General features: G+C 41.5%; 13 protein-coding genes and 1 pseudogene. 11 read left to right on the top strand and 3 right to left on the bottom strand.

Going from position 1 to position 13,672, the window contains the following annotated elements; all coding sequences use genetic code 11:
* Positions 1–5: 5 nt before the first annotated feature.
* The 10 genes from HY987_RS05985 (at position 6) to sucC (ending at position 8,723) form a co-directional block, all read left to right on the top strand.
* Positions 6–728: an archaetidylserine synthase gene (locus HY987_RS05985; protein ID WP_292756617.1), complete on the top strand. Its 723-nt coding sequence runs from the start codon at positions 6–8 to the stop codon at positions 726–728.
* Complete coding sequence (locus HY987_RS05980) at positions 718–2,088, top strand: RcpC/CpaB family pilus assembly protein (protein WP_292756615.1); 1,371 nt, start codon at positions 718–720, stop codon at positions 2,086–2,088. The genes HY987_RS05985 and HY987_RS05980 overlap by 11 nt, the downstream gene beginning before the upstream one ends.
* Before the next feature lie 57 nt (positions 2,089–2,145).
* Positions 2,146–3,090: a hypothetical protein gene (locus HY987_RS05975; protein WP_292756614.1), complete on the top strand. Its 945-nt coding sequence runs from the start codon at positions 2,146–2,148 to the stop codon at positions 3,088–3,090.
* Between the two features lie 140 nt (positions 3,091–3,230).
* Positions 3,231–3,956 carry a class E sortase gene (locus HY987_RS05970; RefSeq protein WP_292756612.1) on the top strand — a complete coding sequence of 242 codons (726 nt, stop codon included), beginning with the start codon at positions 3,231–3,233 and terminating at the stop codon, positions 3,954–3,956.
* 203 nt (positions 3,957–4,159) lie between these two features.
* Positions 4,160–4,525 (top strand): dihydroneopterin aldolase family protein, encoded by a 366-nt coding sequence (locus HY987_RS05965; protein ID WP_292756611.1) that lies wholly within the window; start codon positions 4,160–4,162, stop codon positions 4,523–4,525.
* A 150-nt stretch (positions 4,526–4,675) separates the two neighbouring features.
* Positions 4,676–4,897, top strand: a complete 222-nt coding sequence (locus HY987_RS05960; protein WP_292756609.1) for a ferredoxin family protein — start codon at positions 4,676–4,678, stop codon at positions 4,895–4,897.
* A complete protein-coding gene (locus tag HY987_RS05955) occupies positions 4,887–6,011 on the top strand; it encodes a 2-oxoacid:acceptor oxidoreductase subunit alpha (RefSeq protein WP_292756607.1) in 1,125 nt (374 codons plus the stop codon). Before HY987_RS05960 ends, HY987_RS05955 begins: the two co-directional genes overlap by 11 nt.
* A 175-nt stretch (positions 6,012–6,186) precedes the next feature.
* Positions 6,187–7,053, top strand: coding sequence for a 2-oxoacid:ferredoxin oxidoreductase subunit beta (locus tag HY987_RS05950; protein ID WP_292756605.1), 867 nt, complete (start codon positions 6,187–6,189; stop codon positions 7,051–7,053).
* Between the two features lie 2 nt (positions 7,054–7,055).
* On the top strand, positions 7,056–7,613 hold the full coding sequence (locus tag HY987_RS05945; RefSeq protein ID WP_292756603.1) for a 2-oxoacid:ferredoxin oxidoreductase subunit gamma: 558 nt from the start codon (positions 7,056–7,058) through the stop codon (positions 7,611–7,613).
* Between the two features lie 3 nt (positions 7,614–7,616).
* The gene (sucC, locus tag HY987_RS05940) at positions 7,617–8,723 is read left to right on the top strand and encodes an ADP-forming succinate--CoA ligase subunit beta (RefSeq protein ID WP_292756601.1); all 1,107 of its coding nucleotides are present in this window, start codon (positions 7,617–7,619) and stop codon (positions 8,721–8,723) included.
* A gap of 146 nt (positions 8,724–8,869) precedes the next feature.
* Here the strand turns inward: sucC and HY987_RS05935 are convergent, their stop codons facing one another.
* The 3 genes from HY987_RS05935 to twy1 form a co-directional block, all read right to left on the bottom strand.
* Positions 8,870–9,955 carry a hypothetical protein gene (locus tag HY987_RS05935; RefSeq protein WP_292756599.1) on the bottom strand — a complete coding sequence of 362 codons (1,086 nt, stop codon included), beginning with the start codon at positions 9,953–9,955 and terminating at the stop codon, positions 8,870–8,872.
* 469 nt (positions 9,956–10,424) lie between these two features.
* Entirely contained in the window at positions 10,425–11,291 is an 867-nt protein-coding gene (locus HY987_RS05930; protein ID WP_292756597.1) for a DUF1002 domain-containing protein, read from the bottom strand.
* A 330-nt stretch (positions 11,292–11,621) separates the two neighbouring features.
* Positions 11,622–12,536: a 4-demethylwyosine synthase TYW1 gene (gene twy1 / locus HY987_RS05925; RefSeq protein ID WP_292756595.1), complete on the bottom strand. Its 915-nt coding sequence runs from the start codon at positions 12,534–12,536 to the stop codon at positions 11,622–11,624.
* Between the two features lie 914 nt (positions 12,537–13,450).
* Between twy1 and HY987_RS05920 the strand changes: the two are divergent.
* Positions 13,451–13,672, top strand: a pseudogene (locus HY987_RS05920) (hypothetical protein); the annotation flags it as partial.

Below are 13,672 nucleotides of genomic sequence, written 5' to 3'. Positions count from 1 at the left end.
TAAATATGGATATAAGGCATTATATGGCTGCTGCTGACCTAGTTTCCCTGGCTAATGCTTCTTCAGGTTTCCTGGCAGTGGTAATGGTGTCCACTGGAGACCTGATCTTGGCAGCCAAGTTCATGCTCCTGGCAGTGATCTTTGACTCTGTGGATGGGTGGGTAGCCCGTCAAACTAACCGAGTTGATGAACATGGTTTTGGCAAAAACATGGACTCACTTTCGGATGTGATCTCATTTGGTGTTGCCCCGGGAATGCTTTTGTTTGCTGCGTGCCAATCGTATTCTATACCATACCTTAATATACTAGTAGCACTCCTAATAGTTATATGTGGAATATTAAGACTCTCCAGGTTCAATGTACTTGCAGATTCAAGTGATGTTCCAGGTGGAGATAAATTCGTGGGACTACCCATACCTACCACTGCGTTGATCCTAGGATCATTCTACCTCTCAGGCATGTTCCGAATGGACCTTGCACTAATCATCATGGCAGTGGTTGCGGTGTTCATGATAAGTACCATTGAGTATCCTAAATTTAGGGGTATGATATTGATGGTTGGCGGCAGTATATTGATCATTGGAACAATTTTGCCCCAGAACATTTCCTCGTTAATCGCTTATCTTCCCGCAAAGCTTTTATTCATCTTCACTATAATATATGTAATAATCGTGCCTCTTATGGAATTATACGGCAGACTTCATAGAAGTGGTCCACATGTTAGATAAGATCTTAGGAAAGAAGGATAAAGACAAAAAAGATGTTCCTGATCTGCGAAAGGAAGGGAAAAAAGCTGACTCGGACATCGGCGGTCGTCTCAAAGGTATGGTGTCCAAGGCCACTGAAAAATCCAAGGAAAAAATAACCAATAATAACAGCAAGGGTGATGATGGTAAACTTTCATCTGGGGATAAAAAACCCCGTCCCATGCCAAAGCCCCGTCCCATACCCAAGGATAAACCCACCTTAAAGCCACCATTAAAGAAACAACCCCAAAAGAAAGGACGTTTCGGCGGTATTGGTAGTGCAGCAGGATTTGGAAAAGGGGTTCCTGATGACGATCAAAGAACCCTGGTTGGCGCAGCTGTTTTTGGAATTATACTCATTGTGCTAGTTGGTGCTGGTTACTACTTTTTGGTTTTCGCACCCTATCAGGATGCCATGACCGCAGCCAAGCAAACCAAGATCACAGAGGTAAACACCTATTTTAAAGGGGCTCTTGCATTAGACCCCAGAAAAACATCGATTCTCGCGGAAATTGACGGGGGAACCACACCAGAAATGGTTCTGGCAGTGGATGTATTAGGTCCAGCCACTGAAAGCTGGAGAGAGTATCAAAATCAACAGATCGAAGCTAAAAAGGATCCCTATGGAAGGGTAATGATCACATATGCAGCAGGTGGTCAGAAAAACCTGATGATGAAGGTTGCTGATGCCCAGAAGATAGTTAATGAGGCTGATGCCACAGTTCTGGCCAACATGGAAATTAAAACTCCGGATACTGTAGCGGTGCCCATAATAATCACCCGGCTTCAAGCTGCCGGAGGTTTGATTAACGTGGGGGACAGTGTGGATGTTTATCTGACCACAACTAACGCTTCTGCAACAACTACTGCAGCCAATAACACAACCACTAATCAGACTGCAACAACGCAATCAACTGCATCATCGCCTACAATTAGTGGGGCAACTGTTCTTGCCATTTTAAGGGCTAAAGATAGTGGAACAGTGGGTGCACAGTTGGAACAATCTCAGGAGGTCGCGGTTAACACCCTGACCATGACCACCAGTAGAAGTCAAACTGCAAGTACCGATGTTGAAGAACTCCTCAAGGCAGCAGCATCAAACACATGGAACGAAGCACAAGTCACCAGTTTACTCAATGCTTATGGTTGGAGATTATCAGACTTTGAACGGGCTTCCAATCTTGGTGAACTGGATGTAAGGTACATGGTGGTATTGGAAGTGCCACGTGAAAATGCCCTGTTCCTGATGCAGAACAGTCAGAGCTTACAACTCACAGTTCCAACTCAGAATGCTCCAGAATGGATGATAACTGAGTTGAAACGGATATACGGGACAGGATGAAAAATCCGCTGAAAACATGAGATAATTGGAACTAGGATCAATGGGGGAAGGCTTAAGATGAACATTAACAAAGTACTCATGGCTGTGATTTTTTTAATCCTGTTCACAGCTCTTTCATCTTCATGGGCAGCGGATGATACATCAGATCAACAGACATGGGTTTCAGAACAAGATTCAGAAGTAAAGTTTACTTATCTGGAGTCTACTATAACCGTCACCATCAAAAACAACAATGATCACGTGGAATATTTCAAGATAAGTCAAAAGTATACTGGAACTCTAGATACTACTACTGGTTCCCCCATTTACTGGAATGTAGTATGGACAGACCCCTGCGCATTAAAAATGATTAAATACATGTCTGATGTTGATGAAGATGACCTTGGTTGGAAAATTCAACCTGGAGAAACTAAAACTGTTTCATTTAAAGTGAGTGCCACTAACTTTGGTGCAATTAATCCAAATTCATATATAAGACAACCTGGAGTCAACAACACCTTTTGGCCACTGCTAAATGAACCAGGTTTACAGGCATCGTGGTTTATTCCCAATGAAATTGAGTATTTGAATCCAAGTTTAGACCTTGTATCATGGAAGGGTCATTTTTGTTTCTGGATAAAAAATACGGACACAACACGTCCAAAAGTATCAGGGGTAGTAAGGGCACCAATCGTCCCAATTGACTCCAAACTCACCTACAGTAATCCTCAAGTAACCTACACTGATAAAGAGGTACCATGGGCTAATACGGCTGCCTGGGATGTCTTATTATACCCTGGCCAAAGTAAACATTACTCCTACACTTATCAGTGGCCGGAAACATCTTCCAGTTCAACATCTAAAGGAAGTTCTTCAGCAGCAGCATCTTCCATACCCACTACTGCCGCAGCTACCACAAATGCTTCTGTACCTACATCAGAAACCGGTGTTCCATTCGGTTTATTGGTGGTTGGAGCAATCATAATAGCCGGCGGTGTAACATACGCTAAGTTCTTCCGATGATCATCTGTTTCCGTAACCCCATATATAACCCATAACACTATCAGTAACCTATAAATCTCTGATCTTACCAAGCAAGATTACATGCACAGAACCTTACCATCACAACTCATTAAAGATTCGTTATTAATCAGTGAATTCACATGAAAATATCTACTTTTTTTATTATAGCTGGGATGGTCATCATTTCCATCTACGCGCTGGTGGAAGTTAATTACTATTCTGCCACCCAGACCATTAGCCAGGAACCTGGAGACACTCCTTACGTTATAATTCCCAAAATAGGGGTTGATGAAACCATAAACAACAAATCAGTGGATTATGGGATCTATCATGAACCTCAATCTGCCAAACCCGGCAGTGGCACTGTGGTTCTATTCGGACATCGCACACTACACGGATCTCCCTTCCTCAAACTGGATCAGCTGCAACCAGGTGATAACGTAACCCTTGAATGGCCTGGAATAGGTTACGTTGAATACACCATTGAAAACAGCACCATTGTACCAGCAGATTACCGGTTATCCGTTGAACAGGGTAACGTGCTATTTCTCATAACCTGTTACCCTCTGGGATCAACCAAGGAAAGGTTGATGATCAAGGCTAAACAGGGGAACATATATCCCATCAAAACTTCCAGAGTACCCAATCAACAGCAACACTATGCAATTATTATAATCCTGGCTTTTATGATTGGGGGTACTATTTTAAGCTATTTATACCCGGTTAAAGAGGACAGGGTCATAATTTTCCTGGTGACAATAGCTTTGACCTTCTTCCTGGTGCTTGGTTATTTTTTCCCCACCCCTCCCGATACACTGGAGTCAAACATATCCCGAGTCAGTGATTTCTTAGGGTTGGGTTTTTAAAATCAAATTTCAGCTGATTTAACATCTTAAATAGCTTAGTAAATATCATATTAATTCGTTAATAATCATTAACTATCCATTCATCTGGTGCAATTAGGGTATTATTTTCAGGGATTCAAAGGGGTAGTGATTAAGGGCTAATTAATTAGCCATGGTCCGCCTAATACAATGTGCAGTAAATTGAATTTAAATCAGGTGTTAAGATGAGTGACGAAAAATATTTTCAGAATATCACTACACGTGAACGGGCCATATTTGAGGGGGCCATTACCATGGGGGCGCTGTTTCATCAGTTTGTAGGAACACCCGTAAGTATGGGTAGTGCTCCTTCTCTGGAAAAAGCCATGGAACAATCCCTAACATTACAACCATGCATCAGTAGTGTTAAGGTACGAATTGACCGTGAAACGCTTGAAAATGCCGAGAATGAATATGATTATCTTTCCCTCACCGGAGATATGTTAGATGTGAGAGTTTCATCCCAGTACCAGGAAGTGAAGGTGGTGGTGCGCATGCACTACATTGAAGAGCTTCAGTATCCCCTGATGTATGTGGAGGAAGTTGATTAAAAAACTGTGAGAGCTTCATACATATTAGTAGAGACATTAAACTTAAGCAGGTCCTTTGTATGGGATTTTGGTGGCCCCAGTGAAGGATGTAATCATCAACAATTATTTAAAATATCACAGCCAATATTTTATAAAAAAATGGTAGATTTCATGATAACCGTTAATGAGAATCTTTGTAAAGGTTGCAACATCTGCACCGAGTTCTGTCCCCGTAAGGTTTACCGGGAATCCGGACTCCTTAATAAGAAGGGTGTGCAGGTTCCAGTACCTGAAAATGAGGACAAATGCACTCAATGCCAATTATGTGCTATGATGTGTCCTGATCAGGCAATAAGAGTAGATGAAAAAGTGGATGAGAAGGATGAAAACTGAGGATTATTTTATACAGGGTAACGAAGCCTGTGCCAGGGGTGGAATTAAAGCTGGTTGTCGTTTTTTCGCCGGCTATCCCATAACTCCCTCCACCGAGATTGCTGAAGACATGGCAGTATTCCTACCCCGTGAGGGGGGAACATTCGTCCAGATGGAGGATGAAATATCCGCTCTGGGTGCAGTTATCGGGGCAGTGTGGTCTGGTATGAAGGCCATGACTGCCACATCAGGACCAGGATTCTCCCTGATGCAGGAACACATTGGATACGCGGTAATGACCGAGACTCCCCTGGTGATAGTGAACATGCAGCGGGGATCTCCATCCACAGGACAGCCCACCATGGCCAGTCAGAGTGATATGATGCAGGCTCGCTGGGGATCTCACGGAGACTACGAAGTCATAGCCTTATCACCCTCATCAGTACAGGAATGTTTTGATTTTACAGTGGAAGCATTCAACCTGGCAGAAAAGTACCGGGTCCCGGTGATGGTTATGAGTGATGAGATCGTGGGCCATATGAGGGAGAAGATAAATATCCCGGAAAAAGTTAACATTCACTCCAGGCAGATGCCCACCCAGGAACCAGGAAACTTCTTACCATACCATGCAGAGCCTGATGGAACCAGTCCCATGCCTGCATTTGGTGATGGATACAAAATGCACATAACTGGACTCACCCATGATGAAAGAGGATACCCTGATGCTTCAAATCCAGAGACACACGCTAAACTGGTTAAACGTTTATGTGATAAGATATTGCATCACACCGAGGACATAGCACGAATACAAACTGAAAACGTGGATGATGCAGAGGTAATTGTGATCTCATATGGTGCACCCTCAAGATCTGCTCTTAAAGCAGTCAGAACAGCCAGAGAACAGGGTTTAAAAGCGGGATTTATTAAAATGGATGTTGTCTGGCCATTCCCTGATAAAATGATTCAGAAAGCTGTTGAGGGAGCTCAACGAGCAATTGTGGTGGAGATGAACCTGGGACAGATATTCTACGAGGTTCAAAGGATCCTCCCCGGGGTAGATGTGGAGTTGGCACCAAAGATCGGTGGTGAAATGCACCTGCCAGAAGAGATCCTGGGCAGGATAAGGTCAAATTGATATTAATCCAATTGCTGATGATTAAATCCAATTGATGTTATTATTTGACAGATTAATAAATCATCTTAATCAAAAGATTAATCTACTGGGAATTAACCAACTGAATTGGGTGAAATTCACTCAGATTAAAAATTAAATATTATACGTATGATTTCATCCCATGGAGATGGAAAAGATGGACAAAAACAGGGAAAACCGTTTTATGAAGTACTTAAGGAAGGATAGACTTCCCCACATATTCTGCGCAGGATGCGGAAATGGAATTATCATGAACACATTCTTCAACGGCATGGAAATGGCAGAGGTGGACTTTGAAGATGTGATAATGGTATCAGGGATTGGATGTTCCTCCCGAATACCAGGCTATGTTAAATGTGACTCCTTACACACCACCCATGGCCGTCCCATATCATTTGCCACAGGCATCAAACTGGCCAACCCGGAAAACCAGGTGGTGGTATTCACTGGAGATGGAGACGCAGCAGCCATAGGGGGAAACCATCTAATCCACGGAGCACGTCGTAACATCAACCTCACCGTCATATGTATCAACAACAGCATCTACGGAATGACCGGAGGACAGATCAGCCCCACCAGTCCCAAGGGAAGTTACGGATCAACAGCACCATACGGGGCAATAGAAAGGCCATTTAACCTTTCTCGAATGGTTAAAGCTGCAGGAGCTACCTATGTGGCTCGTTGGACCACGGCCCAGCCAGTTCAACTCTCCAACGCCATTAAAAAAGGCCTTCAAAATAATGGATTCTCCTTTATTGAGGTAATTTCCCAGTGTCCCACCTACTTTGGCCGTAAGAACAAGATGCGCACTCCGGTGGAAATGATGAAATGGATGAAAGAGGAGAGTATTGTTAAAAAAAGAGCAGACAAGCTTTCTGAAGAGGAACTGGAAGGGAAAATTATAGTGGGAGAATTCCAGAACAAAGAAGAAGCCGAATTCTCAGATAAGATCTGCCAGCTACTGGAAGCTAAATGCACAACTGGAAAACCATCTGCTAGTAGATCAGCATACCAGGGGGATTAAATTTGCGTAAAGAAATAAGAATAGCTGGATTCGGTGGTCAGGGAGTTATACTGGCTGGAATAGTCATAGGTAAGGCTGCAGCCCTATACGATGGATTACATGCAGTTCAAACCCAGTCATATGGTCCTGAAGCACGTGGAGGTGCATCCAGAACCGAACTAGTCATCAGTGATGAGGAAATTGACTATCCTAAAGTGCATCATCCGGACATATTTGTGGCCATGTCCCATGAAGCCTTAATAGCTTACCTTGATGGATTGAAACAGGGAGGGATCCTCATAATTGATCCAGACATGGTAATGGAGGATAAGATTCGCTCATTTGTGGAAGAACATGATATTAAAGTTTACCATGCACCAGCCACCCGCACTGCTGATGAAAAGGTAGGGTTGCGGATAGTGGCCAATATCGTAATGATCGGTGCTATCACTGGCTTCACCAAGGTCATATCGGAGGAATCAGCTCGAAAAGCCATAGCTGCAAGCGTTCCTCCGGGAACTGAGGAAAAAAACCTGTCTGCTTTTGAAGCCGGAATGGAACTTTCCACTCAGGAGGTGTAGAATTTGAAGATCCATGAATACCAGGCCAAAGAGATTTTTCGTGCAGGTGGGATACCCACACCACAGAGTATAATGGTGGAAACTCCTGAAGAAGCTCAAAAAGCAGCTGAAACTATTGATAAATCAGTGGCCATAAAATCTCAAGTTCTTATAGGGGGAAGAGGTAAAGCAGGGGGTATTAAATTCGCTGAAAATCCCCTATTCGCTTATCAACTTACCAAAGAACTTTTAGGAACAGATATCCGGGGAGAAACTGTCCAAAAAGTATTGGTTGAGGAAATGCTTGATATTCAGAATGAATTTTATTTGAGTGTGGCAGTGGACCGATCCGCCCGCCAACCCCTAATAATGGCCAGTCAGGCTGGTGGGGTGGATATTGAGGAAGTAGCCCGTAAAGCCCCTGAAAAAATATTTAAATATCATCTGGACCCCCTGGACGAATTCATGCCCTATCAGGCACGGGAAATAGCACGTAAAATGGGACTAACCAACGATCTGATATCTCCAGTTGGAGGGATCATCTGGAAACTTTACCAGATATTCCAAAGGTACGATGCCAATATAGCAGAGATAAACCCCCTGGTCCTCACCAGAAAGGGAATTATTGCTGCCGATGCTAAACTGGACATTGATGATGATTCCCTGTACCGTCATCGGGACCTGGCACAGCTTAAAACTGAACCCAGTGATGAATTTGCTTACGTGAAACTGGATGGGGATATTGCGGTTATTGGCAACGGTGCCGGTCTAACCCTTACTGGTATGGACATGATCAAACTCTATGGTGGAAAACCAGCCACCTTCCTGGACATCGGTGGAGGAGCATCACAGGAAAACATTGCCAGGGCACTGAACCTGGTCATCTCCAATCCCCAGGTAAAAGTAGTGTTTTTAAATGTTTTAGGTGGGATCACCCGGGCTGATGATGTGGCTAATGGTGTTATCACCGTGTTAGGAAAATCAGAACGAGAAGTACCATTGGTCATCCGACTCACCGGGACCAATGAAGAAGAGGGTCAGCGCATCCTTACTGCGGCAGGAGTTAGTTATGAAACTTCCATGGAAGCCGCTGCCAGGAAAGCGGTTGAAATATGCAATGATTTAGATTAATTTTATCTATTTCAATTAATTACTATTTTTTATTCATTATTTCTTTTCAACATTCACTTTCAAAATTCAAAAAAAGGATTGTATTTCTTTATTCCCATTCAATTTTCTCATATTATTTTTATTAAACTCATCTTAAACCTGTGTTTTTATCTTAAACTGGGTCTTATGGACACTAGGTGAGCTACCACCATGGCAGATAAGAATATGAATATAATCATGGCTGATCCATTGATGGTCCTGTTGAATAGGAAAAGTCCGATAATGGTTTGGGCCATGAATGCGGTTAATGCACCAATTAAGAGTGCTTCTCTTCCCAGATATCTTCTACTTCCCACTCTTCTCTTACTACGGTATTTGCGGAGCACGTAAAAACCACTGCACATAACAAAGGCACACCAACATAGTAAGGCGAACAGACCACCATATCCAAAGTCAAAGGCCACTCCAAAGATTCCAGGGAGCATATAGTCAATAACATCTTTTTTAACCACTAAAACTCCGAAAAACAGGGGGAACGGTAGAGTGAAGGTGTTTATCATGTTCATGGGCAGTGAAAGATAGCCGTCAGAACCACCCAGACAGTTTGCTGCCCAGTAACAGGATCCTTGAACGTGTCCCCAGAGTTGTGTGTTTTTAACGACCATTTTAAGGCTGGGAATAGCATATTCCTCTATTCTGGTTAACCTAAGTAGGGGGCTAAGTACTGAAGCATTTAACACTCTTGAAAGTATTTCCAGGATGGCAAAACCACCAAAGGCTGCTGCTGCAACGGTCATAATCCTTTTCCGCGTGATTTTAACACTTCTTCGGAAGCTTTTGGACATTATGAAATAACCCAGGAACCATCCCAGGAACCATAATATCAGGAATGAACGGTGCATCAAACCTCCAGCAACGGCTATCACGCCGAAAAGGACCAGTGAAAGGGCAGTGATTGAAGTTGATTTAATTTCAACTTCGCTTAACAGACTGGCTGATGCAGAAAGGGTTACCCATGCAAAAACCGCCAGCGGGCCGAAGGGATGGGTGAACTCCTGATGGGAAACATAGGGTAAGAATAGAAGGGCAGAATCAATACTGAAAATCCCAGCCAGGAACATGGTCAAAATAAGGGATAAGAAAAGTACCATGCTCAGAGTAAAGGGAATGATATTTATAAGCAGTAAAACGCCCATATGTATTATCACGGCCACTTCTAATATGAACTGTAAATGGTTTTGGGCGATTAACATGATTATCACTATTTTTTGTATCTATATAGATGATTATAAATTTAATACAGGATTCAGTGAATGGATGTAGGTATTTGTCATTGATCTTTAGATGAATGTGGGGTATTCTAATGAATACTCATAGGATCATATATTCAGATTGCCTGGAGATAGGTTACTGTTAATCTGATTGAGGTGATCTTGGTTTTTAAGCTAAGTTACTGATCACCTGTTTTCACTTTGTTTATGAATTTTCAATTACCTGATTTTTCCTCACTGTGGGAATTGCTTAATCCTAAATTGTGTGAATTTCTTAATGGCCTTAATTTAATACACTATCTTAATTAATATGTTAATTCAAACTTCGACTTATTTTGGATTGCCTTTCACATTCTTTAACATTAAGCAATGACCATCTTTTTTAATGACCATCATAAAGGTAATCTCACATCTTTAATGGCATTATCTGGATCTATTATTTATAATGATCTTATCCGAATAAGCTCATTATGTAATCAACGAAACTCTGCAGATAATTCTTTATCTGATCCAGTATTCCCTGGGATTGGGTGGCCTGTTGTGTTGCTGCTTGAAGTTGATTCTTGAAATCAGTAAGACTACCCTGGACTTTCTGAGAGTTAGCAAGGGCATTGGCTATGTCCTGAGCCTGCTGGTCGCTTAAATTAATGTTCAGACTATTGGCCACATTGATAACTATGACTTTTATCTGAGCAGGGTCCTGTAAATTCTGTTTTTCAACTTCCTGCTTGGCTTTGTCAAAGAGTTCAGCTATTTTATCCGGACTCTGACCAGTCTGATTGGCAATCTGGGTTTCAGTGTAAAGTTCTTCAGTGGCAGCTTTTTTCGCTTCTTCAGGTATGGGGGCACCCACTGCAACTTCGTAGGATTCTAAAACCCCGGTGAGTGCTGATTCTCCGGTAGCGCTAACTGGTGAGGTAACCACCACATAACCGTTTTCAATCCCTGTGGATTTTAAGGCATTGGCATACATTTTAGAGGTTACTGTGTTTATTTTACTGGTGTCCACAATGATTTTGATACCCTGACTGTAACTCAAGTCCACCAGTGCACAGGAAAATATTTGATTAGAATTGTAGGTCCGGCCTGTGATATTCTTGGCGATCTGGTTCACCTGTGAGGCAGTTACAACCTTGGTATTGGAGTTATTCAAATTTTTATCGGTGTGGGATTGGAAGTAACTATTCACTGTACTTTTGTAGGTGGGGTTATTGTAAGTTGTCTCTCCATAGGTGATTGCAAAACCAGATGTACTTGCACTGTATATGGGACCTAAAAATGCTATTAATATTATTAAAGCCAACAACAACCTTTTCATCCTACCACTCCCTTGAATTTTAATTTAATCAATTTAATTTTATTTTGTTAATCTTAAACTTGACAATTTTTTCATTCATTCCCATATATGTTTAACACCTAATTAAATCTATGGGAAAATTATGATTTAAAACTGTCATTGGGTTCCTGTGACACCTTCCTTTGGATAATGAAGGGAATAAAAAAAGAGTATGATAGAATATTTATTACATATTAAGATATTGTACTCATAATTCCATTATATTGATATATATAATAAGTTTTTACAACAATTTCAATTTTTTTACAACAATTTTACAACAAATTCATTAATAAGAGAATTAACCAGTATTCAGGCCAGAAGCACCACTCTGCTTTCGGTGGACTGGTCAACGATCTTCCGCCCACATAAACTGGCAATTTCCTGGGCAAAACTCTCAAGCTCCTTGGATCGGGGCATGTTTTCGAATTTCAAACGGTCACGTGAGCTTCCCACATACATATATGCTTTGATCTCCACAAAATCAGGATCACTTCTTTCGATGATACGGGCATATTCCTCTGGATTGGTCATATTATAATCAGCAACACTGGTCATCCGGATCACGGTGCGACAGTTGAAACTGGATAAAAGATCCAGTGAATGGTTTAATTTCTCCCAACCGTCCTTGATCTGGGGATCGCAGAGTTTCTTATATATTTCACTGTTGGGGGCATCCAGGGACAGGTACAGTTGAGTTGGTTCTGGATCCAGGTTTCCCAGTTTATCCGGACTGAGACCATTACTGACCAGGAATGTGGTGAACTGCCTCTTTTTGTATTCTTCCAGGAGCTGATTGATGGATGGGTATAATAATGGTTCACCTGCCAGTGATATGGCGGCATTGGTGGGGTCCTGGGCTTCTGATATTTTTTCTGGGTTGGCACCGGGATTGCCAAAGTAGCCTACCAGCAGCTTACGCTGGGCCTTTATACATTCATCTATAATTTCTCCAGGATCATCGAAGTCTTCCTTCCAGGTGGTGTTGGTGATGGCAACATCCCTCCAGCAGAAAAGACATTTATGATGGCAGAAGGGAATGCTGGGTGACATCTGCAGACAACGATGGCTTTTTATACCGTAGAACTTTTCTTTATAGCAAACACCCTCATCCATGATACTTTTTTTAGTCCAGTGACACACTTTGGCTGCTGCATGTCTTTGTGAACCTACAAAACGATATCCTTTCTTTTCCAATGATTGAATGGCCTGATCTGATAGTGGCATTTTCCTGTTTCACCTAATTAATTCTTTAATTTCTAGATAATGATCATGTGATTATGGATGGTACATCTAGTAATCATTTTACATCGGGATTAGCTCTAATTATAAATATTAATGTCTACATTAACCATTCGATTTCTACAGTAGATTATCCATGATCTCTACAGTAGATTATCCATAGTATCTACAGTAGATATATTCATGGTCCTGAGTAGAACATCACAATGTCATTTATTTGGAAATACTCATGGTAGTTCCTATAACATATTGGTTTTGAAGGGTATGCAAATTGTTATATTAATATGTTTAAAAGATGTGGGTTGTAGGTTACTTGCTAATCACTTAAATATAGTATAATTCATGAGAGGTATTATTCGATTTTAGATGATAGGGAAGGGTAGTTAAGTCTCACAGGGGTGCCGGAACATACCTTCCGGCAATTTGTTATTAAAAATTCCATTTTAAATGGGTTAAAATTATTAATAGAAAAGAATTCGACCTCAATTGTTAAAAAAGGCCTTAAAATCTCTTAAATTCTGTTAAGATTCATATAAACCTTATTTAGCAAAAACTCGTGATTTGGGGGTCTTTAATCATTTAAAGTTTGATTAATTCCATTTTATCCCTTATAAGGACGTATATCCCTCATATATAATGGAATTGCATAAGCTTATTTTGGGGAAATGGGCTTTAAATAAAGGTGATTTACTAAAAATACTAAAGGAAGCAGCCGGTCCCAGATCATTAAGTTAAATAACCTCATAGTGGGTCTTAAATCCTAAAAAAAGCCCCCTACGGTCCTTTTTTCAAGAATTTTTTCGAAACCTTTATAAGCTATGTTGTTTCCATCATAGAGTAGTCCAAGAGAGTCCCATAAACTCGATTTTATGGGGCACGGAGGCGGTATAATTAAGCGAGTGAAGCGAAACTCTACCTATGCAATATTATGTATGTTGTGTATGGTTGTTGCGGCAGTTCCGATTTCGGGTGCTGTGGGTGACCAGAATGTTGATACAAATGGTGAGAATTTTGCCAGTGGTTTGACTGTTGGGGTTACGGGTGCTGAGGTTCAAGAGGCTCAGTCTGTGATTGCAAATAATAAGCCTTTTGGTGAGAATTCAACTAAAATTTTAGGAAAT

Source organism: Methanobacterium sp. (genome assembly GCF_016217785.1).
GTDB lineage: Archaea > Methanobacteriota > Methanobacteria > Methanobacteriales > Methanobacteriaceae > Methanobacterium.
This window is presented reverse-complemented; position numbering and strand designations above follow the sequence as displayed.

Bases quoted from the DNA above. Each gene is read 5' to 3' on its own strand.
- HY987_RS05985 (WP_292756617.1), top strand. From the start codon at position 6: ATGGATATAAGGCATTATATGGCTGCTGCTGACCTAGTTTCCCTGGCT.
- HY987_RS05980 (WP_292756615.1), top strand. From the start codon at position 718: ATGTTAGATAAGATCTTAGGAAAGAAGGATAAAGACAAAAAAGATGTT.
- HY987_RS05975 (WP_292756614.1), top strand. From the start codon at position 2,146: ATGAACATTAACAAAGTACTCATGGCTGTGATTTTTTTAATCCTGTTC.
- HY987_RS05970 (WP_292756612.1), top strand. From the start codon at position 3,231: ATGAAAATATCTACTTTTTTTATTATAGCTGGGATGGTCATCATTTCC.
- HY987_RS05965 (WP_292756611.1), top strand. From the start codon at position 4,160: ATGAGTGACGAAAAATATTTTCAGAATATCACTACACGTGAACGGGCC.
- HY987_RS05960 (WP_292756609.1), top strand. From the start codon at position 4,676: ATGATAACCGTTAATGAGAATCTTTGTAAAGGTTGCAACATCTGCACC.
- HY987_RS05955 (WP_292756607.1), top strand. From the start codon at position 4,887: ATGAAAACTGAGGATTATTTTATACAGGGTAACGAAGCCTGTGCCAGG.
- HY987_RS05950 (WP_292756605.1), top strand. From the start codon at position 6,187: ATGGACAAAAACAGGGAAAACCGTTTTATGAAGTACTTAAGGAAGGAT.
- HY987_RS05935 (WP_292756599.1), bottom strand. From the start codon at position 9,955: ATGTTAATCGCCCAAAACCATTTACAGTTCATATTAGAAGTGGCCGTG.
- HY987_RS05930 (WP_292756597.1), bottom strand. From the start codon at position 11,291: ATGAAAAGGTTGTTGTTGGCTTTAATAATATTAATAGCATTTTTAGGT.
- twy1 (WP_292756595.1), bottom strand. From the start codon at position 12,536: ATGCCACTATCAGATCAGGCCATTCAATCATTGGAAAAGAAAGGATAT.